20 protein-coding genes are annotated in these 20,567 nt (G+C 60.8%); 9 read left to right on the top strand and 11 right to left on the bottom strand.

All coding sequences use genetic code 11. The annotated features are described in order from the left end of the window. Positions 1 to 10: 10 nt before the first annotated feature. The 6 genes from J1N02_RS22235 to J1N02_RS22210 are packed head-to-tail and all read right to left on the bottom strand — an operon-like array spanning position 11 to position 6,168. Positions 11 to 1,525 (bottom strand): ABC transporter substrate-binding protein, encoded by a 1,515-nt coding sequence (locus J1N02_RS22235; protein ID WP_065939299.1) that lies wholly within the window; start codon positions 1,523 to 1,525, stop codon positions 11 to 13. Continuing rightward, positions 1,507 to 2,526, bottom strand: a complete 1,020-nt coding sequence (locus J1N02_RS22230; protein WP_421147750.1) for an ABC transporter ATP-binding protein — start codon at positions 2,524 to 2,526, stop codon at positions 1,507 to 1,509. Before J1N02_RS22230 ends, J1N02_RS22235 begins: the two co-directional genes overlap by 19 nt. After that, positions 2,523 to 3,479 (bottom strand): ABC transporter ATP-binding protein, encoded by a 957-nt coding sequence (locus J1N02_RS22225; protein WP_141157065.1) that lies wholly within the window; start codon positions 3,477 to 3,479, stop codon positions 2,523 to 2,525. The genes J1N02_RS22230 and J1N02_RS22225 overlap by 4 nt, the downstream gene beginning before the upstream one ends. After that, positions 3,476 to 4,333, bottom strand: coding sequence for an ABC transporter permease (locus J1N02_RS22220; RefSeq protein ID WP_421147749.1), 858 nt, complete (start codon positions 4,331 to 4,333; stop codon positions 3,476 to 3,478). The genes J1N02_RS22225 and J1N02_RS22220 overlap by 4 nt, the downstream gene beginning before the upstream one ends. Beyond that, positions 4,330 to 5,277 (bottom strand): ABC transporter permease, encoded by a 948-nt coding sequence (locus J1N02_RS22215; RefSeq protein WP_027604190.1) that lies wholly within the window; start codon positions 5,275 to 5,277, stop codon positions 4,330 to 4,332. Before J1N02_RS22215 ends, J1N02_RS22220 begins: the two co-directional genes overlap by 4 nt. A gap of 3 nt (positions 5,278 to 5,280) precedes the next feature. Beyond that, positions 5,281 to 6,168: a proline iminopeptidase-family hydrolase gene (locus J1N02_RS22210; protein WP_421147748.1), complete on the bottom strand. Its 888-nt coding sequence runs from the start codon at positions 6,166 to 6,168 to the stop codon at positions 5,281 to 5,283. Between the two features lie 183 nt (positions 6,169 to 6,351). Here J1N02_RS22210 and J1N02_RS22205 point away from each other — a divergent pair, with 183 nt between their 5' ends. Continuing rightward, positions 6,352 to 7,116, top strand: coding sequence for a LuxR family transcriptional regulator (locus J1N02_RS22205; RefSeq protein ID WP_027604192.1), 765 nt, complete (start codon positions 6,352 to 6,354; stop codon positions 7,114 to 7,116). Between the two features lie 92 nt (positions 7,117 to 7,208). Beyond that, positions 7,209 to 8,141, top strand: coding sequence for a proline iminopeptidase-family hydrolase (locus J1N02_RS22200; protein ID WP_027604193.1), 933 nt, complete (start codon positions 7,209 to 7,211; stop codon positions 8,139 to 8,141). Between the two features lie 39 nt (positions 8,142 to 8,180). Here J1N02_RS22200 and J1N02_RS22195 read toward each other — a convergent pair whose 3' ends face one another. Then, positions 8,181 to 9,683: a nucleobase:cation symporter-2 family protein gene (locus J1N02_RS22195; RefSeq protein ID WP_027604194.1), complete on the bottom strand. Its 1,503-nt coding sequence runs from the start codon at positions 9,681 to 9,683 to the stop codon at positions 8,181 to 8,183. A 159-nt stretch (positions 9,684 to 9,842) separates the two neighbouring features. On the opposite strand from J1N02_RS22195, the gene J1N02_RS22190 reads away from it, so the two are divergent. Further along, the gene (locus tag J1N02_RS22190; RefSeq protein WP_092359010.1) at positions 9,843 to 10,676 is read left to right on the top strand and encodes a nucleoside-binding protein; all 834 of its coding nucleotides are present in this window, start codon (positions 9,843 to 9,845) and stop codon (positions 10,674 to 10,676) included. Here the strand turns inward: J1N02_RS22190 and punC are convergent. Next, positions 10,673 to 11,857: a purine nucleoside transporter PunC gene (gene punC / locus J1N02_RS22185; protein WP_027604196.1), complete on the bottom strand. Its 1,185-nt coding sequence runs from the start codon at positions 11,855 to 11,857 to the stop codon at positions 10,673 to 10,675. The two genes, J1N02_RS22190 and punC, sit on opposite strands and share 4 nt — an antisense overlap. A 122-nt stretch (positions 11,858 to 11,979) precedes the next feature. Between punC and punR the strand changes: the two genes are divergently transcribed. After that, positions 11,980 to 12,900 (top strand): DNA-binding transcriptional activator PunR, encoded by a 921-nt coding sequence (punR, locus tag J1N02_RS22180; RefSeq protein ID WP_027604197.1) that lies wholly within the window; start codon positions 11,980 to 11,982, stop codon positions 12,898 to 12,900. Here the strand turns inward: punR and J1N02_RS22175 are convergent. Next, positions 12,889 to 14,058 (bottom strand): aspartate aminotransferase family protein, encoded by a 1,170-nt coding sequence (locus J1N02_RS22175; RefSeq protein WP_027604198.1) that lies wholly within the window; start codon positions 14,056 to 14,058, stop codon positions 12,889 to 12,891. The two genes, punR and J1N02_RS22175, sit on opposite strands and share 12 nt — an antisense overlap. Before the next feature lie 103 nt (positions 14,059 to 14,161). Between J1N02_RS22175 and J1N02_RS22170 the strand changes: the two genes are divergently transcribed. Further along, the gene (locus J1N02_RS22170; RefSeq protein ID WP_108574018.1) at positions 14,162 to 15,067 is read left to right on the top strand and encodes a LysR family transcriptional regulator; all 906 of its coding nucleotides are present in this window, start codon (positions 14,162 to 14,164) and stop codon (positions 15,065 to 15,067) included. Here the strand turns inward: J1N02_RS22170 and J1N02_RS22165 are convergent. Together J1N02_RS22165 and fabV are read right to left on the bottom strand one after the other, a co-directional pair. Continuing rightward, the gene (locus tag J1N02_RS22165) at positions 15,064 to 15,687 is read right to left on the bottom strand and encodes an HAD family hydrolase (RefSeq protein WP_027604200.1); all 624 of its coding nucleotides are present in this window, start codon (positions 15,685 to 15,687) and stop codon (positions 15,064 to 15,066) included. The two genes, J1N02_RS22170 and J1N02_RS22165, sit on opposite strands and share 4 nt — an antisense overlap. Before the next feature lie 149 nt (positions 15,688 to 15,836). Further along, positions 15,837 to 17,033, bottom strand: a complete 1,197-nt coding sequence (gene fabV, locus J1N02_RS22160; protein WP_092359000.1) for an enoyl-ACP reductase FabV — start codon at positions 17,031 to 17,033, stop codon at positions 15,837 to 15,839. A gap of 309 nt (positions 17,034 to 17,342) precedes the next feature. Here fabV and J1N02_RS22155 point away from each other — a divergent pair, with 309 nt between their 5' ends. The 4 genes from J1N02_RS22155 (at position 17,343) to J1N02_RS22140 (ending at position 20,545) form a co-directional block, all read left to right on the top strand. Then, the gene (locus J1N02_RS22155) at positions 17,343 to 18,167 is read left to right on the top strand and encodes an aspartyl/asparaginyl beta-hydroxylase domain-containing protein (RefSeq protein WP_027604202.1); all 825 of its coding nucleotides are present in this window, start codon (positions 17,343 to 17,345) and stop codon (positions 18,165 to 18,167) included. 147 nt (positions 18,168 to 18,314) lie between these two features. Beyond that, positions 18,315 to 19,688, top strand: coding sequence for a nucleotide 5'-monophosphate nucleosidase PpnN (gene ppnN, locus J1N02_RS22150; RefSeq protein ID WP_027604203.1), 1,374 nt, complete (start codon positions 18,315 to 18,317; stop codon positions 19,686 to 19,688). A 207-nt stretch (positions 19,689 to 19,895) separates the two neighbouring features. After that, entirely contained in the window at positions 19,896 to 20,153 is a 258-nt protein-coding gene (locus J1N02_RS22145; RefSeq protein WP_368961197.1) for an AbrB/MazE/SpoVT family DNA-binding domain-containing protein, read from the top strand. Continuing rightward, on the top strand, positions 20,150 to 20,545 hold the full coding sequence (locus J1N02_RS22140) for a PIN domain-containing protein (RefSeq protein ID WP_092358998.1): 396 nt from the start codon (positions 20,150 to 20,152) through the stop codon (positions 20,543 to 20,545). The genes J1N02_RS22145 and J1N02_RS22140 overlap by 4 nt, the downstream gene beginning before the upstream one ends. Positions 20,546 to 20,567: the final 22 nt, after the last annotated feature.

Genomic DNA, 20,567 nt, shown 5'->3' with positions numbered 1-20,567 from the left:
TCTCTGGGCCTTAGTTTTTCACGACATCTTCAAGCGTGAAACGACCCAACGGGTTTTGCAGGAAGTTGCTCACATTCTTGCGTGAGATGTTGATGTACGGGCTGTAGTACAGGTCGATCCAGTTCACATCCTGTTTCGCCAGTTTCTGCAATTCGACATACATCTGCTCACGCTTGACCGGGTCAGCCTCGATGCGCGCCGCCGCCACCAGCTCCTTGACCTTGTCGTTCTTGTAGCGGGTCATGTAGTTCTGGTTGGTGTCGTGGCCCAGCACGAAGGTGGTCTTCTGGTCCGGGTCGAGGATGTCGTTGGTCCAGTACATCACCGAAATATCGTACTCACCGTCCACCAGCATCTGCCAGCTTTGGGTCGGGTCGACCTTCTGCAGGTTGGCGGTCACGCCGACCTTGGCCAACTGGTCCTTGATGATCACCGCGATCTGCTCGTCGGCTTCGTTGCCGGCGTTGACCACATAGTTGAGCTTCAAGTCCTTCGCGCCAGCCTTTTCCAACAGTTTCTTGGCGGCGGTCGGGTCATACGGGCGTTGCAGGTTGTTGGCGTAGTGGAACAACGAGCCTTTCGGGATGTAGGAATAGGCCACAGTGCCCTGACCGTAGGTCGCGGTTTTCACCAGCGACTGCTTGTCGATGGCCATGTCCAGCGCCTCGCGTACTTCCTGCTTGGCCAGCAGACCGTGGGCGTGGTTGATCAGCAGGTGATCTTCACGGGTGGACGGGTCGGAGTGGATCACCACGTTCTTGTCTTTCTTCAGCTCTTCAACCCGGGAAAACGGTACGAAGATCGCCGTGTCCAACTCGTTGTTCTGCACCATGCGCATCCGCGTGTTGTCGTCGGTCACGGAGACCCACTCCACGCCATCCAGGCTGACCTTCTTGGCCTGCCAGAAGTTCGGGTTCTTCTTCAGGATGACCCGGTCGCCCTTGCGCCATTCGTCCACGGTAAACGCGCCGGAGGTCACCGGATTTTCCGAGTAGGCGTCTTCACCCATTTTTGTCATGGCTTTTTCCGACAGGATCGACACCGTCGGCGAAGCCAGTTGCGACAGGAAGGCGACTGCCGGGGTCTTCAGTGTGACAACCAGGGTTTTCGAGTCCGTCGCCTTGGCGGTGTCGATCAGGTTGAAGGGATCAGCCCACAACGAAGCCTTGTTATCGCGGATGCGCAACAGGCTGAACGCCGCATCCTCGGCGGTGATCGCCGAGCCATCGGAGAACTTCGCATCGCGCAGCTTGAAGGTGTAGGTCAGGCCGTCCTTGGAAATATCCCAGCTTTCAGCCAGGCCGGGCTCCATCTTGGTCCCCAGGTTGTCCACGCGCACCAGGGTGTCGTAGACGTTGGCAAATACCCAGGTATCGCGGTTCTGCGCGCTTTTGATCGGGTCGAACGTGGTGCTGTCTTCACGGCAACCGATGGTGAGGACGCCGGCGGCTTGCGCCAATCCGGCAGTGAGGGACCACGCGGTCAACGTAGCAGCGGCGAGCAACTTCAAGTGGCGCGATTGCATGTCATAACTCCTTGTTCATGATGGGCAGGAAGGGTCAACGGTTCTTCAAGCACGCAACTGTATCGATGCTCGTGCTGGGAATGGGTAGGCGGCAACACCACGGAACACATCGTCCGGGCGTACCGGCAACGCGGGTGGAAGGCACAGCCCGTAGGCAAATTCAGCGGGCTCGGCGGCTCGCCAGGCAACAGCTGCGTCGGCAAAGGCCGGTGCGGATCGATCTCCGGAATCGCCTCGATCAACGCCGCGGTATACGGATGGCGCGGCGCGGTGAAGACCGCTTCCACCGGCCCTTCCTCGACGATCTTGCCCAGGTACATCACCGCCACGCGGTCGCACAGGCGCCGCACGATGGCCAAATCGTGGGCGATAAACAGGATCGCCAGGTTCATGCGCTGTTGCAGTTCCAACAGCAGGTTGATGATCTGGCCCTGGATCGATACATCCAGGGCCGCCACGCATTCATCGGCGATGATCAAGCGAGGCTCCACCGCCAGCGCCCGGGCAATACCGACACGCTGGCATTGGCCGCCACTGAGGGCGCCGGGTTTGCGACTGGCCAGTTCGGGGCGCAGGCCGACCAGGTCAAGCAGTTCGTTGACGCGAGCCGGGATACGCGCTGCCGGGACTTTGCGCTGCACCCGCAGCACCTCGGCGATGGTTTCGCCGATGGTGTGGCGCGGGTTCAACGCGGCGTAGGGATCCTGGAAGATCATCGCCGTTTCATGGCGCAGGCGTGCGATGTCGATCGCGCTGCCATGGGCCATGTCGATGCCATCGAACAGCACCTGCCCGGCAGTGATCGGGTTGAGGTGCAGGATCGCCCGGCCCAGGGTGCTTTTGCCGCTGCCGGACTCCCCCACCAGCCCCAGGGTTTCACCGGCGGCCAGGTTCAGCGACACACCGTTCACCGCCCTCACCCACTGCTTGTTCAGGCCGAACACCCCCGTGCCGGACGCGGCGAACCGCACCTCCAGGTTCTTGATCTGCAACAGGCTCATGGGCGTGCTCCCAACGGGTAGTGACAGGCCACGCGCGCGCCTTCGGGCAACCGTTCGGTGCACAACGCGCCGACCTGCGGGCAACGCGGGTTGAAGCGGCAGCCGCCGGGTAATGCATCGAGCAAGGGCGGCTGGCCGGGGATGGTACGCAGCAACCCAGGGCCACTGCCGTGGGCCGGCTGGCAATCAATCAGGCCCGCGGTGTAGGGGTGTTGCGGGTGGGCGAGCACGTCGTACTTGCTGCCGTGCTCGCACAGGCGCCCGGCATACATCACGGCGATGGAATCGCAGGTTTGCGCAACCACGCCGAGGTCGTGGGTGATCATGATGAGCGACAGGCCGCGCTGGTCACGCAGGTCCAGCAACAGGCGCAGGATCTGCGCCTGCACGGTCACGTCCAACGCCGTGGTCGGCTCGTCGGCAATCAATACGTTCGGGTTGCAGCCCAGGGCCACGGCGATCATCGCGCGCTGGCGCATGCCACCGGAAAATTCATGGGGATAGTTGTCGACCCGTGCCTGGGGATCGGGAATGCCCACCTGGCGCAACACTTCGATGGCTTGTCGGCGCGCGTGTTTTTTCGACGCACCCTGATGCAGGCGGATGCCTTCGGCGATCTGATCGCCGATGCGCATCAAGGGGTCGAGGTGGCTGCTGGGGTTCTGGAAAATCATGCCCAACTGCCCGCCACGCACCGCGCGCATGCCGGCGTCATCCAGTTGCAGCAGGTCCTGGCCCGCCAGGCGTACCGCACCGCCCTGCACGCGCAGGTTGGGTGACGGCAACAAGCGCATCAAGCCACGGCAGGCCATGGTCTTGCCCGAGCCGCTTTCGCCCACCAGGCCGAGGATCTCGCCTTCGGCCAGGTCGAAGGACACGCGGTCGACCAGGGTCACATCGCGCCCGCTGTTATTGGCGATCACACTCAGATCCCGCACTTGAAGCAGACTCATGAGCGATCCCCCAGCACTTGCGCCACACCATCGGCCAGCAGGCTGAAGCCCATGGCCAGGGTCACGATGGCCAACCCCGGAAAGGTGCAGATCCACCAGGCCGTGGTGATAAACGCCTGCCCTTCGGCAATCATCGTCCCCCACTCCGCCGTCGGCGGTTGCACGCCCAGGCCCAGGTAGCTCACGGCGGCACCGTTGAGCAGTACCAGCACCGCGTCAGACATGGAAAACACAATCGAGCCAAACATCGCATTCGGCAGCAAATGCCGGAACAGGATGCGCCCATGGCCAAAGCCCAGGCTCTTGGCCGCGAGGGCGAAGTCGCTTTCCTTGAGCACCAGGATCTGTGAGCGGATCAGCCGTGCATACGACACCCAGCCCACCAGCGCCATGGCGATATAAAAACTCTTCAAACCCGGACCGAGGATAGCCATGATCGCCAGCATCAACACCAGGAACGGGAACGCCAGGATCACATCGATCACGCGCATGCAGAAACTGTCGAAGCGCCCGCCGATATAGCCGGAAACCGCGCCGACAAACGTGCCGATCATGAACGGGAAAATCACCCCGATGATGGCAAGCTGCAGGTCGACGCGTGCGCCCCAGATCACCCTCGAAAGGATGTCTCGACCGTAGTTATCCGTACCGAATGGATGGGCCAGGCTCGGCCCCAGCAAGCTGATGTCGGTGTTCTGCGCGATCGGGTCATAGGGCGCGATCCACGGCGCGCACAGCGCCAGGACCAACCACACCAGCAGGACCAAAAGCCCCCACGCGGCCGTCAGGCGACCATTGCGAAAGCCAAACCGCAGACGCAGGCGCCATGGAGCAATCAGAGGACGGCTGCTCATTGCATTTTCACCCGAGGGTCGAGGGCCACCGTGACCACGTCGGCGATAAAGTTGACCACCACCGTCGCGCACGCCAGCACCATCGCCACGCCCTGCACCACCATGTAGTCGCGGGTAAAAATGCCGCGCACCAGCAACTGGCCGATGCCGGGAATGGCGAACAGGCTTTCGATCACGACAGTGCCGCTGATCAGCCAGCCAATATTCACCGCCAGCAGGTTGACCGCCGGCACCAGGGAATTGGGCAACACATGGCGACGGAACACCGCTGCTTCCGACAGCCCGCGGGCCCGCGCGGCAGTGACGTGGTCGGCCTGCAGCTCCATCAACATGCTCGCCCGCAGGTTGCGCACCAGCACCGCCGACAGCGCCAGGGCGATGGTCAGGCACGGCAAGACCATATGGTGCGCCTTGTCCAGCCAGGTACGACCGTAGCCGGACACCGGGAACAGGCCCCATTGCACACTGAGCAGCAGGATCAGCATCAGGCCCAGCCAGAACGCCGGCATGCCCAGGCCCACGGTGGTGAACACGCGGATCAGGTTGTCCGCCCACCCGCCTTTATTGCGCGCGGCCCACGTCGCCAGCGGCACCGCGATCAGCAGTGCCAGCACCACGCTGCCGAGCACCAGCACCAGGGTGGGTTCGATGCGGGTGACGATCAATTTCAAGGCGTCGACTTTGTACAGCAGTGATTGGCCGAGATCGCCCTTGAGCAGGTTCTTCAGGAAATAGAAATACTGCTGCCACAAAGGCTGGTCGAGGCCGTACTGGGCGCGGATTTTCAGCAAGGCGTCCGGCGTGCTGCGCGAACCCAGCAGGGCCCGTGCCGGGTCGCCAGGAATCGAGCGCACCAGCACAAACGTGATCAGGCTGATGCCAAACAGTACCGGCAGCAATTGCAGCGGCCGGGACAGTACAAAACGGTAGCGCGCCAGGTTCATCGGTCAGCCTCGGTGGCGAGCGAGAAAGTCCAACAGTACCGGAAAATAAGCCTGTGGCTCTTCATAGAACGGCATATGGCTACTGTTGGGAAATACATGCAGTTCGGCGTGTCTGGCCGCCATCTTCATGCGCATGGCGCAGGCTGGGGTGAGTTCGTCGTGCTGGCCGGTAGTGATCAGGATCGGCATGTTGAAAGCGGCCATCTCGGGGATGCGGTTCCAGTCCTTGAGGTTGCCGACGTAGAGAAATTCGTTGGGGCCCTGCATGGTTTCGTAGGGGCCCATGTTCCAGTCGCCGAGGGAGCGCTTGACCGGCTCGGGCCATTCGTCAAGACGACACACATGGCGATAGTTGAGCAAGGTGATCGCGGCCTGGTATTGCGGGTGATCCAGGGTACCCATGGCTTCGTGGCGTTGCATCATCGCCACGGTCTCACTGCCCAGCGCGCCGCGCAGGCGTTCGAGTTCTTGAGAAAGATGCGGAATGTCGCCGACGGTGTTCTCGAGGATCAGGCTTTTCAGCCTGTCGGGGTAATGGATGGCGTATTCGATGCCCAGCCAGCCGCCCCAGGAATGCCCGAGCAGGTGCACGCGGCCGAGGCCAAGGACTTGGCGTACGGTTTCGACTTCTTCGACATAACGGCGGATTTCCCACAGGGAAACATCGGTCGGTCTGGCTGATGCGCCTGTGCCAAGCTGGTCGAATGCAACCACTCGCAGGTCATGGTCCTTGAGCCAGCCATGGGCGTCGCGCAAGTAGTCACACGGCAGGCCCGGCCCGCCGTTGAGACACAAGAGCACCTCATCGCCTTCGCCGAAGCTGTAGACCACGAGGTTGTGGCCATCGACTTGCACGTTGTACTGCTGGTCGGGGGCAATTTCACGCCACATGCATACATTCCTTGTGTTGTTTCGGCCTGGCGGGCAGCGGCCGTTTATCAGGCCAACACTACCGGGGATGCCGCGCGTCCATAACCTGGTATTTCTTATAGGTTTGGCCTGGCAGTCCTTCGCCGGGGCGTGGCATTCTACTTGCAGGAAGTGGAGATTCAAATGAATTCGGGAGCAGAACGGATGCTGGCCAAGCTAACTGCCTTCAATAATCGTCTGATGCCGGGCAGGAGCCTGGATGAGCAGATGGACAACACTTTTATCCTCGCCCAGCAGTTGGGCTTCGATGCACTGGTATACGACTACACCCCGGTGCCGATCGACCAGAATGGTGCGTTGATCACCCCCTCGGTGCTGGAGCTGCGTAACACGCCGACCGATTGGCATGCACTATGGTGCAGCAAGGGTTTCTACCAGATCGACCCGGTGCAACACCTGGCCCTGCGCACGGTATCGCCGTTCGTGTGGTCCTACGAAGCCAAGGCTGACACGGCCCTGCAAACCATCATCGACCCCTGCCACGCCCCCGTTTCATCCTACCTGCACGACCAGCAACTGACCTGCGGCGTCAGCGTGCCGATGCATCTACCCCGTGGCGGCTTCGCGTCACTGACCGGCTTGCGCACTGGCAAAACGCCTACCGTGTTGCAGGACGCGCAGCAGACCTTGTCGGACTTCAGCCTGATTTCCCACGCTTTGCAGGAAGCGGCCTACCCGCTGTTCGGCAAGGAGCTGCGCACCTACCCGCACATTCACCTGACCAAACGTGAACGCGAATGCCTCAAATGGGCCGCCGACGGCCTGACCGCCGCCGAAATCGCCACGCAACTGAGCCGCTCACTGGCCGTCGTCACCCTGCACCTGGCCTCGGCGATGCACAAACTGGGCGCCAAGAACCGCGTGCAGGCGGTGGTCCGCGCCACCCATTACCGCCTGCTGGAAGACTGATCCCCCGGCAAAACCTAGCTGTTTTGCTAGTTACCTAAATCTCGCCCGCAGACTATCGTGTCCCTGATCATTTTTTCAGGGCAGGGTAGGAAATGGACTTCATCGAAAAAATCCGCGAAGGGTATGCCGCGTTTGGCGACTACCAGACCTGGTACCGCGTCACTGGCGACCTGGCCAGCGGCCGCACGCCGCTGGTGGTCATCCACGGCGGCCCGGGCTGCACCCATGATTATGTCGACGCGTTCAAGGACGTCGCGGCCAGCGGTCATGCGGTCATCCACTACGACCAATTGGGCAACGGCCGCTCCACGCACTTGCCTGAGAAAGACCCGTCCTTCTGGACCGTCGATCTGTTCCTTAAAGAATTGGACAACCTGCTGGACCACCTGCAGATCAGCGATAACTACGCGATCCTTGGTCAGTCCTGGGGCGGCATGCTCGGCAGCGAGCACGCAATCCTGCAACCCAAGGGCCTGCGTGCGTTTATCCCGGCCAACTCGCCGACCTGCATGCGCACCTGGGTCAGCGAAGCCAACCGCCTGCGCAAGCTGCTGCCCCAAGGCGTGCATGAAACCCTGCTCAAGCATGAAGCCGCCGGCACCTACCACGACCCGGAATACCTCGCCGCCTCGCGGGTGTTCTATGACCAGCATGTATGCCGGGTGAACCCATGGCCGGAAGAAGTGGCGCGCACCTTCGCGCAGGTCGACTCGGACCCCACGGTGTATCACGCCATGAGCGGCCCGACCGAGTTCCACGTGATCGGCAGCCTGAAGGACTGGAAATCCATTGGTCGCCTGTCGGCGATCAAGGTACCGACCCTGGTGATCTCCGGCCGGCATGACGAAGCCACGCCACTGGTGGTCAAGCCGTTCCTGGATGAAATCGCGGATGTGCGCTGGGCGCTGTTCGAAGACTCCAGCCACATGCCCCACGTGGAAGAACGCCAGGCGTGCATGGGCACCGTGGTGAAGTTTCTGGATGAGGCGTGCTCTGTTCCGCACACAGTCCGCAAGGCTGGTTGAGTTCCAAATGTGGAAGGGGGCAAGCCCCCTCCCACATTTTTAGACCTCTGTGGTTTCTGCGTGTGGGGCTTTCCTTGGCTCCTGCGCCACCAATGGAATTTCCTTGCCCTCGGCATCAAATAACTTGCCCCCCCTGAAATAGTCCCCATCACGCAACGCCGCTACGTCGTGGAAACACAAACTGCGCTCAGTCCCCGCCACAAACACCGACTGCTGGTCTGAGTTACCGGCGGTGAAATGGTTGAACGCCAGGTTCAACAGGATCGCCATGATCGCCGACGAACTGATACCCGAATGGAAAATGGTCGCGAACCAGCTGGGGAACTGGTCGTAGAAACTCGGTGCGGCAATCGGGATCATGCCAAACCCGATGGACGTGGCGACGATGATCAGGTTCATGTTGTTGCGGTAATCCACCTTGGACAAGGTGCGAATACCACTGGCCGCCACGGTGCCGAACAGCACAATCCCGGCACCGCCCAGTACCGAGGTCGGCACCGCCGCGATCACGCGCCCCATGAATGGCAGCAAGCCGAGGATTACCAGGAACAAGCCACCGGTTGCCACCACAAAACGACTCTTCACTCCGGTCACCGCCACCAGGCCAACGTTCTGGGCGAAGGCACTCTGGGTGAACGAACCGAAGATCGGCGCGAACATGCTCGACAGCATATCGGCGCGCAGGCCATTACCCAGACGCTTGGAGTCGACCTTGGTATCGATGATTTCCCCCACCGCCAGGATGTCGGCCGAGGTTTCCACCAGGGTCACCATCACCACGATGCACATGGAAATGATCGCCGCGATGTGAAAGGTCGGCATACCGAAATGGAACGGCGCAGGGAAACCGAACATAGGCCCCTGGCTGACCCCGGAAAAATCCGCCATGCCGAGGAACACCGCGATCACCGTGCCGATCACCATCGCCAGCAGGATCGACAGGCGCGAGATGGTCGCGCTGCCGATCTTGCTCAATAGCAGCACCAGCACCAGGGTCAACGCCGCCAGGCCGATATTGGGCATGCTGCCGAAATCCGCCGCGCGGCTGTTACCGCCCATGGCCCAGCGCGCCGCCACGGGCATCAGGGTCAGGCCGATGGTGGTGATCACAATACCGGTCACCAACGGCGGGAAGAACTGGGTGATCCGCGAGAACACCGGGGTGATCAACAGCCCGATAAACGACGCGGCCATCACCGCGCCGAGAATCGCCGGTACCCCGCCGGCGCCATCGCTGCCGACAATCGCCACCATGGTTGCCACACCGGCAAACGACACGCCCTGCACCAGCGGCAACTGACAGCCAAAAAACGGCAGGCCAAGGGTTTGCAACAGGGTGGCAAGGCCACCGGCAAACAGCGACGCGGCGATCAACAGGCCGATATCCGCCGGTGACAACCCGGCCGCCTGGCCCACGATCAACGGTACCGCGACGATGCCGCCGTACATGGTGAGCACATGCTGCAGGCCGTAAGCCATGTTGGCGGCGACGCCTAGATTCTCATCTTCCGGCCGCTGCGGTGACGCCTTCGGGATAGTCATGGTGAGGGGTTCTCTGTTTTTGTTGTGGTGACACTGTATGCAATGTTTAGACTGGATGTCCATAGAGTTGTATACAATCACTCGAACAAGATACCCTCCATCGGCGTTACAAAAACAACCCGGCCGTGATGAGCCAGAACGCCAAAGGACACTAGAACAATGAAAAAGGCATTACAGGGAGCCACCGTTGCACTCACCCTCCTCGGCGGCGGGGAGGCCGTCGCGGTGGAATGGATGAACAACAGCGTAGGTTTTCGCTACGGCCAGCAGTTCACCAATCCGAATAACCCCGACGAATTCAGCAAGCGCATCTACAGCGTTACCCACGCCAGCGGCTACCGGTATGGCAGCAACTTCCTGAACCTGGACGTGTTCCTGTCCGACAACCGCGACCCGCGCAAGGGCACCGACCACGGCGGCAGCGAGGTGTACGCGGTGTACCGGCATCAGTTGTATGCGTCACGGGTGCTGGATGTGCCCCTGGGCACCGGGCTGGTCAAGGATTACGCGCTGACCCTGGGCTTTGATGCCAACCGCAACAACAACGTCGCTTCGGCGAAAAAACGCGCACTGGTGCTCGGCCCGACATTGAAGTTCAACACCGTGGGCGTGCTGGACCTGAGCCTTCTGTACTACAAGGAGCGCAACCACACCGGCATCCCCGGTGCACGTGAGTCGAACCACACGTTTGACGACACCTACATGCTCAACCTGACGTGGATGCGCCCTTTCGAGATCGCCAACCATGCGGCGAAATTCCAGGGTTTTGTGAACTACGTCGGGGAAAAAGGCGCGGACTACCATGGCCGTGACACGGCACCGGAAACCCTGATGCGCAGCGCGCTGATGGTCGCGGTGCGACCGGGCAGGAGCGTGAAGCCGAACCTGTACCTCGGGGTGGGTTACGAGTACTGGCATAACAAGTTCGGCGTGGACGGCGGCCGGGGCAGCCGTACGTCAACGCCGACGGTGAACATGGAAGTGACGTTCTAGGCGGCGGCCAGTTCCGACTTGTCTGCTTTCGGCCGCGCCAGCCAATAGCCCAAGACGGCCAAGGGCGCGGTCGCCAGCATCACTATCACAGTAATCAGCAACGGCTGTTCGATCATCGACGACACCAACAGGCTGCTGAGAAAGCACAGGCCCAATTGCAGCGTGTTTTGCAGTGCCGCCGCCTTGCCGGAATGTTCTGCAAACGGCATCAGCGCATTCGCCACCACGATCGGGTAGCTGGCGCCGTTGACCAGCGCCATCAGGCAGAACGGAATCAGCAAGGTGGTGAGCGTCGGCACGGTCAAGGTGGCGACCAGGTACAGCGCCACCATGCTGATGCAATAGGCCAGCAGCAACCACGGCAACAGCGTCTTGCCCTGGAAACGCTGCAAAGCGCTACGGCAACTGTAGCCACCCACCAGAAACGCCAATGTCGGCAGCACGTAGCTCAGGCCGATGTCATTCGGGCTATAGCCCATGTCGCCGAGGATGAAGGGTGAAGCGGTCAGCCAGGCGAAGAAACTGGCCGAGCAGGCGGCGAAGATCATCACATTGCCGGTAAACACCCGGGAGGTGAGCAACTGCCAATAGCCAAGGCGCGAAGGTTCGTCTTCCCGCGTCTGAGGTTTCGATACGGAGCGCAGGAACAACGTCGGCAGCAACAACAGCAGCGACACCCCCAGCAATACACCGAAGATGGCCTGCCAACCGAAGTGGTTCAGCACCATCGCGCCCAGCAGTGGCGCCAGCGCCGGTGACAACGACATCAACGGCATGATGCTGGCGAACACACGGTGGGCCTTGTCGGCCGGGTAGCGGTCGATCACCAGCGCCTGCCAGCTCACGGCCGCAGAACACACGCCAATCGCCTGCATAAAGCGCAAGGCCAGCAACTGCGGCGCGGTCTCGACCCAAAACATCCCCGCGCAACCCACGACAAACAGGCTCAAGCCTGCGAGCAGGATCGGCTTGCGCCCCAGGCGGTCGGACAACGGCCCCCACAGCAACTGCCCCACGGCAAAGCCCGCGAGGAAGATACTCAGGCTGGCGCCCACCGCGCCCGCACCAATCTGCAACTGCTCGCCCATGGCGCCGAATGCCGGCAAATACATGTCCATGGCGAGGTAACCGAGCATGCTCAGCCCCGCCAGATACCAGGTGAAACCAAAAGAATTTTTCATTGAAACCTTGTTAATCCTGCCATCAAACTATTTGCTGACTGCCGCCCATTATGAAGCTGACAGTTTTGCTGTGAAGCGATAATAATTGGCGTCTGTTATCAATAATTTTGAAGGCAACCCTCATGTGGTCCGAATACTCCCTGGATGTCGTCGATGCGGTAGCGCGCCATGGCAGCTTCAGCGCCGCCGCCCAGGAATTGCACCGCGTGCCGTCAGCCATCAGTTATACCGTACGCCAACTTGAAGAGTGGCTGGCGGTACCGCTGTTTGTGCGCCGGCATCGTGATGTGGAACTGACACCCGCCGGCCGCCTGTTTATCGACGAGGCCCGCGGGGTAATGAAAAAAATGCTCGGCACACGGCGCCTGTGCCAGCAGGTGGCCAATGGCTGGAGTGGCCAGTTGAAGGTCGCGGTGGATTCCATCGTCAAACCCCAGCGCTGCCGACAGTTGGTGCTGGATTTCTATCGGCAGTTTCCCGAGGTGGAATTGCTGCTGGAATACGAGGTGTACAACGGTGTGTGGGATGCCCTGGCGGATGAGCGCACCGATATTGTCATCGGTGCCACCAGCGCCGTGCCGGTGGCCAGTCACTTTACTTTTCGCGATATGGGCTTATTGAATTGGCTGTGCGTGGTCAGCGCCCGGCACCCATTGGCGGCGGTGGACGGGTTGCTCAATGACGACCAACTGCGCCCCTTCGCCTCGCTGTGCATGACCGACACCTCGCGCAACCTGCCCAAGCGCGACACCTGGACCCTGGATAACCAACGCCGGTTGGTAGTCCCGAACTGGGCCTCCGCCATCGATTGCCTGCGCGATGGCCTGTGCGTCGGCATGGCACCGGCGCATCAGGTATTGCCCTGGATCGAACGCGGTGAATTGGTGGCGCTGCAACTGACGCGCCCCTTCCCGGCCAGCCCATCGTGCGTGGCCTGGGCACAGAGCAAACTGTCCCCGGCCATGGCGTGGTTATTGGAATACCTGGGGGATACCGAAACCATGAACCAGGAGTGGCTCAACGGAAAGGACCTAGTTCAATAGCCGAGTGATGGCCCGCACGATCATCTCCACCTCCTTGGCATCCAGGGTCAGCGGCGGCAGCAGGCGAATGACCTTGCCCCGCGTCACGTTGATCAGCAGCCCATGCTCCTGGGCAGCACGCTGGGCCAGGTCGCGATAGGGGCTGGCCAGTTCAATACCGATCATCAGGCCCTGCCCGCGAATCGCCAGCACCTGCGGATGCTCTTCCAATTCCATGCGTAACCGCGCCAGCAAGCGCTCGCCCTGTTGTGCAGCGTTCTGCAACAAGCCTTGCTCTTCGATAATGTCCAACACCGTGCAGCCCACCCGGCACGCCAGCGGGTTGCCGCCAAAGGTGCTGCCGTGACTGCCGGGCGTGAAAAGCGCGGCTACCGCCGCCCTGGCCAGGCACGCACCGATGGGCACGCCATTGCCGAGGCCTTTGGCCAGGGTCATCACATCCGGGACAATGCCTTCATGCTGGAAGGCAAACCAGGCGCCGGTGCGGCCGATGCCGGTCTGGATTTCGTCGAGCATCATCAGCCAGCCGTGCCGTGTGCAGTGGTCACGCAGGGCTTGCAGGTAACCCGGCGGCGCGGGCAGTACACCACTTTCGCCCTGGATGGGCTCCAGCAAGACCGCCGCGATCCGTGTGCCAAACGTCTGGGTGATTGCCTCGATCGCCGCCAGATCACCAAACCTGACCTTGAGAAAATCCCCCGGCAAGCGTTGGAAGCCCAAGCGCACCGAGGGGCCATCGCTGGCCGCCATGGTGCCCAGCGTACGGCCATGAAAGGCATTCTCCATCACCACCACCAAGGGCTCTTCGATGCCTTTTTTCCAGCCATGCAACCGCGCCAGTTTCAGCGCCGTCTCGTTGGCTTCGGCGCCGGAATTATTGAAGAAGGCACGGTCCAGGCCGGACAGCCGCGTCAGGCGCTGGGCCAGACGTTGTTGCCAGTCGATGCTGTAGAGGTTGGAGGTGTGTAACAACAGGCCGGCCTGCTCGCTGATGGCCGTCACCAGTTTCGGGTGGGAATGCCCGACGTTGGTCACCGCCACACCCGCCACTGCGTCCAGGTATTCGCGCCCCTGCTGGTCCCACAGGCGCGTGCCGAGGCCACGGGTGAAACTCAGGGCCAGGGGTTGATAGGTGGTCATCAGGCAGGCGGCGGTCATGGTGGCGGACTCCAGTGCATCGTTGAGATAGCAACAGTATCGTTAGCCATCCCAGCTGGATAAACTGCGCCTTCCTGCAATAACTTTAAACCAGGACTTGATAATGGACCTGTTCCAAGCGATGTCGGTCTACGTGAAAGTGGTGGAGACCGGCAGCATGACCGCCGCCGCACACGCCTGCGGGATGTCGACCACCATGGTCGGCAACCACTTGCGCGCTCTCGAACAACGCCTGGGCGTCAGCCTGCTCAAGCGCACTACCCGCAAACAGAGCCTCACGGAGTTCGGCGGCCAGTATTACCAGCGTTGCCTGGAAGTACTCGGGCTGGTGGCCGACTCCGAGCAATGGGCCGAACAGGCCCACGGCGACGTCCCCAAAGGCACACTGCGCATCACCGCGCCACCGGCGTTCGGCACTGAACGCCTGGCGCCGGCCCTGAGCGAGTTTTCCCAGCGCTACCCGCTGATCAAGCTGTACGTAGTGCTCAGCAACCAGCGCATGGACATGGTAGACAGCGGCTTTGACGTGGCTATCCGCCTGGGCGAGCTGGAACCCTCAAGCCTGATCGCCCGACCGATGCAGGACTACACCATCACCCTGTGCGCCTCACCGGACTACCTGGCGCGACGTGGTACACCCCGAACGCCCGAGGACCTGCAACAGCACGACTGCCTGGCGTTCGCCTACCCTTCCACCGATGACTGGCGCAACGCCGACAAGTTGTGGCGCATGACCGGCGCAGAAGGCGAAGTGGAAATCCCGGTGTCCGGCTCGCTGACCATCAATAGCTCCCAGGCCTTGCGCCAGGCCGCCGTGCAAGGCATGGGGATCGTCATGCTGCCGGATGCCCTGGTACAGCCCGACCTGCAAACCGGCAAGCTGGTGGCCTTGCTGACCACCTATCAACTGCCCAGCCGGCCCATGCATCTGCTGTACGGCCAGGACCGTTATCGCTTGCCGAAGCTGCGCGCCTTTGTGGATTTCGCCATGGAAAAGTGGGCGCGCTAGAAGCCCACGCCCAACTCGCGCAGTCGCGCCGCCGTCTGCTCGGCAGACACATGGTGAATGCCTTGCCAGCCGAGGGCGACGGCCGCTTCGATATTGCCGGCGACATCATCGATAAACACCACTTCCCCCGGCTGGATATCCGGCAGGTACACCCGTACCTGGCTGAGACTGGCGTGGTAGATCGCCGCGTCAGGCTTGATCAGCTTCAACTCGCCAGATACCACGATGTTGCGAAATTTGCGAAGGAAGGGGTAATGGGCCAGCGCATAGGGAAAGGTCTCGGCCGACCAGTTTGTGAGCCCGAACAGTGGCATGTTGGCCTGATGCAGCGCGTTGAGAATCGCCACGCCTTCGGGCAACGGGCCACGCAGCATTTCGTGCCAGCGGCCGTAATAGGCCGTGATCAAGGGTTCATGCTCGGGGTATTGATCGATCAGGATCTGCGTGGCTTCGGCCAGCGGCCGCCCCGCATCCTGCTCGGTGTTCCAGGCCTGGGTACAGATGTTATCGAGGAACCACTGCCGCTCTTGCTCGTCGGCAATCAGTTTGCGATAGAGGTGCTGCGGGTTCCAATCGAAGAGAACACCGCCGAAATCAAAAACGACTGCACGAATCGTCATCAGATCCTCCGTTAGCATGGTTTGAGAGCTGAGGGAGTCTGGCAGATTTACAAGGAGGGAGGTGCGCGCCGGAGCGTAAGACGGATCTGAAAAACCAAAAAAACAAATATGGGAGGGGGACACGCCTCCTCCCACATTTTTAACCGCGTTTAGGCTTGGACCAGACCCTTGATCTTCACGGTCGGGTTGACGTCAGCCTCGTAGTCCACACCATCGACTTCAAAGCCGAACAAGCGCAGGAACTCAGCCTTGTAGCCGGCGAAATCACTGATCTCGTTGACGTTCTCGTCGGTGACCTGGTTCCACAGTGCCGCCACGGCGTCCTGGACCTTCGGTTCCAGTTCGGCCAGGTCGGCACGCAGGCGGCCGTCGGCGTCGAGCTTCGGCTCGCTGCCGTACAGGCTGTCCTTGAACAGGCCGTAGACCTGCTCGATGCAGCCTTCGTGGGTGCCCTGCTCTTTCATCACCTTGAACAGCAACGACAAGTACAGCGGCATGATCGGGATCGCGGAGCTGGCCTGGGTGACCACCGCCTTGAGAACCGATACGCGGGCGTCGCCCTTCAGTGCAGCGAGGTTGTCGCGCAGGGTCAGGACTTTCTTGTCCAGGTCTTTCTTGGCTTCGCCGATGGAGCCGTTCCAGTAGATGTCCTGGGTCAGCTTCTCACCGAGGTAGGTGAACGCGGTGGTCTTGGCGCCTTCGGCCAGTACGTCGGCGTCACGCAGGGCGTCGATCCACAGCTGCCAGTCGGCGCCGCCCATGACATTGACGGTGCCGTCGATTTCTTCCTGGGTTGCAGGTTCGAGGGTGGTGTCGACCACAACGCCTTTGTCGGTATTGATACCGCGCAGGGTTACAGCCTTGCCGATTGGCTTGAGGGTGGAGTTGTAGACTTCACCGGTCTTGGGATCGGTACGGCGTGGCGCGGCCAGGCTGTAGACGACCAGGTCGATCTTGCCCAGGTCTTTCTTGATGGTTTCGATGGTCAGGCGCTTGATCTCGTCGGAAAACGCGTCGCCGTTGATGCTCTTGGCGTACAGGCCTTTTTCAACGGCAAACTTCTCGAACGCAGCGCTGTTGTACCAGCCGGCGGAGCTCAGCTTGCCTTCTTCGCCTTCTTTCTCAAAAAACACGCCCAGGGTGTCGGCGCCGCAGCCAAACGCTGCACTGATGCGCGCGGCCAGGCCGTAGCCGGTGGAAGCGCCAAGGACCAGCACCTTCTTCGGGCCGTCTTTGATGGCGCCGTGCTCAGTTACGTAGTCGATCTGTTCCTTGACGTTCGCTTCACAGCCAACAGGGTGAGCGGTCACACAGATAAAGCCACGAACCCGCGGTTTGATGATCATAAAATTTCTGCCTCTTCCAAGGTGCCGAAGGCCAATGGTGGCCATTCAACTTCAATCGTACCGGTCTATGACGTCCGAAAAACCGAAGCGTCACGATAGTCGCAAATCTTCTGTTTACAAAATCCAATCCATACGAGCCCACCAGGGTTAAAGACTGTGTCGAGCCTTCACAATTTTGCACTATTTAAAACGCCAATCCGCTGCTGGACGCCTTATCATGACGAAGATGTTTCATTATGTTTCAAAACCCCACCACTCGCGGCCACGGATCCGGACCTGTCGAATGGCGTCCTCCTGGAGCTGAGTTGCATGAACAAGTCTGCTTTGCGTAAGAAAGCGGTATCGGTCGCCTGGGTACTCGGCGTGTTGCTGATTATCGATGTGTTCCCCGAAACCACCCTGGTGTTCCTCTGCCTGGTACTGGTGTGTGGCGTTTACGACTTCCTGCGTAACGGCCTGTATGACAAGCCGACCGTCAAGAAATACTTTATCGGCAGCGGTCGCAACACTTGGCTGCTGGCGCCGTTCAACACCCTGTTCGACCTGCTGAGCGCGCGTAACCGTCACGTCTACACGATGGGCGACCTGCCACCGGCCTGGCGCACAGACCTGCAACAGGTGCTTGATGACGCCATGGCCCACAAGGATGAAATCATCGGCTACCTGGACGAACGCATGGCCGAGAAGAAGCGCGGCATGTTGTTTTTCCAGTGGTACGGGCGACCGATCGAAACCACCCTGGATATTCCTGAACTACGCAAAAAACTGCCGTTCGTGAAAACCATCGGCGTGTCGGTGTTCAACGAGAACCGCTCGACGTCCTTTCACTTCGGTCCCCTGCGCATGATGTTCCGCGTGCTCTACAACATGGCACCGGCGCCCCATCACGACGGCGTGTACATCCAGGTCGGCAAGCACAAGCACTACTGGCACGACGACCCGCTGTTTATCTTTGATGACACGCTGATGCATGCGTCCTTCAACAAGAACGACGCCAAGCGCTACTGCCTGTTCATCGACATCGTACGGCCGACGCCGCTGCCGTCGGTGCTTAACGCCGTCATCGCGGGATTTGCCGGGCTGGTCTTTACCCTGCGTCGGGTTTTCTACAAAAACTGGAAGCTGATTGAGTAAGTTCTGCGGCATGATGGTGTTGGACGGTATTTGCGCTCGGCCCTGCGCCTGAGGTAAATATCCGGCTCGTGCGCCCTAACCTGCGCCCACCATTCTCACGTCATCGCACCTCGACAGGTGCGGTGGCTGCGTTTTCAAGGAATCAGAATGCCCCAACGCCAAGTCATCAATGCCTCCGTCAGCCCCAAGGGCAGCCTCGAAACCCTGTCCCAACGTGAAGTCCAGCAACTGAGCGAAGCCGGTACCGGCAGCATCTACACCCTGTTTCGCCAGTGCGCCCTGGCGATCCTCAACACCGGCGCCCATATCGATAACGCCAAGACCATCCTCGACGCCTACAAGAACTTTGAAGTGCGCATCCACCAGCAGGACCGTGGCGTGCGCCTGGAGCTGTTGAACGCCCCCGCCGATGCTTTCGTCGATGGCGAAATGATCGCCAGCACCCGCGAAATGCTGTTCAGCGCCCTGCGGGACATCGTCTACACCGAGAACGAGCTGGACAGCCAGCGCATCGACCTGAGCAACTCCCAGGGCATCACCGACTACGTATTCCACCTGCTGCGCAATGCTCGCACCCTGCGTCCGGGCGTGGAGCCGAAGATCGTGGTGTGCTGGGGCGGGCACTCGATCAATACCGAAGAGTACAAATACACCAAGAAAGTCGGTCACGAACTCGGCCTGCGCAGCCTCGACGTGTGCACCGGTTGCGGCCCGGGCGTGATGAAAGGCCCGATGAAGGGCGCGACCATTTCCCACGCCAAACAACGCATTACCGGCGGGCGCTACCTGGGCCTGACCGAGCCGGGCATCATCGCCGCCGAAGCGCCGAACCCGATCGTCAACGAACTGGTGATCCTGCCGGACATCGAAAAACGCCTTGAAGCCTTCGTGCGCGTAGGCCACGGCATCATCATCTTCCCCGGCGGCGCCGGTACGGCCGAAGAGTTCCTGTACCTGCTGGGCATCCTGATGCACCCGGACAACCGCGACGTGCCCTTCCCGGTCATTCTCACCGGGCCGAAACAAGCCGCGCCGTACCTGCAACAATTGCATGCCTTCGTCGGCGCCACCCTCGGCGAAGCCGCGCAGGCGCACTACCAGATCATCATCGACGACCCGGCCGAAGTGGCCCGCCAGATGACTGCCGGCCTCAAGGCGGTGAAGCAGTTCCGCCGTGAGCGCAACGACGCGTTTCACTTCAACTGGCTGCTGAAGATCGACGAAGGCTTCCAGCGCCCGTTCGACCCGACCCACGAAAACATGGCCAGCCTGCAACTGAGCCACGCACTGCCGCCCCATGAACTGGCAGCCAACCTGCGCCGTGCGTTTTCGGGGATCGTGGCGGGTAACGTGAAGGACAAGGGCATTCGCCTGATCGAAGAACATGGCCCGTACGAGATCCACGGCGACCCGGCCATCATGAAGCCACTGGATGAGCTGTTGCAGGCGTTCGTTGCCCAGCATCGCATGAAGTTGCCGGGTGGCGCGGCGTATGTGCCGTGTTATCGCGTAGTGCAGTGAGCTCGCCAGGTAATTTGCTTACAGCCGCCAGGCTTTACTGGCGGTCGGTCATAGTTTGTATCTCTTTGCGCCATGGGTAAGCGTGCGGGAGGGCTGAGTTCGGACTAGGTTTTCATGACTCCGACTCATCCTCCACCTGAAGAGCGACCTATGGACCAACGGATATTGTCCTCCACCACTCCTTACCCTAAGGTAAGGAGCATCATGTTGGAGATCTTTACCATGGCGACCGCCACACTTACCTCAAAAGGGCAAATCACCATCCCCGTCCAAGTCAGGACCGCACTCGGCCTGGAAACAGGCGACCGCGTCGAATTCGTCGAAACGGAAGATGGCAAGTTTTCCATCATTGCAGCGAGCAAGACGGTCCATGACCTCAAGGGGCTGGTCCGTAAGCCTGCAATGGCCGTGTCCATTGACGACATGAACCGCGCCATCGCAGCACAGGGAGCGAAGGCTGGATGATCGGGCTGGATACCAATGTGCTGGTGCGCTACGTCACCCAGGATGATCCCGTTCAATCCCCCAAGGCCTGCGAATTGATTGAATCCCTCACCACGCTTTCGCCAGGGTTTGTCAGCCTGGTGTCCGTGGTGGAGCTGGTGTGGGTATTACAGAGCTGCTACCAATGCGCCAAAAATGACATTGTCGTCGTTCTGGAAACACTGCTGCGCACCCGTGAATTGACCGTCGAACATGCCGAGGTCGTCTGGCAGGCGCTTCGACGGTTCACGGCCAACAACGCCGATTTTGCCGATTGCCTGATAGAGCGCTGCGCCCACGCGGCCGGGTGCGAATACACCGCTACCTTTGACCTCGGTGCGGCCAAGGCAGCGGGTATGAAGCGTCTGGGCTGAGCGGCAACATTGCGGCAAGGGG

It is taken from the genome of Pseudomonas sp. NFX5, assembly GCF_049132125.1.
Lineage (GTDB): Bacteria > Pseudomonadota > Gammaproteobacteria > Pseudomonadales > Pseudomonadaceae > Aquipseudomonas > Aquipseudomonas marginalis.
Note: the sequence above shows the minus strand (reverse complement) of the source record. Positions and strands in the feature narration are given on the sequence as shown.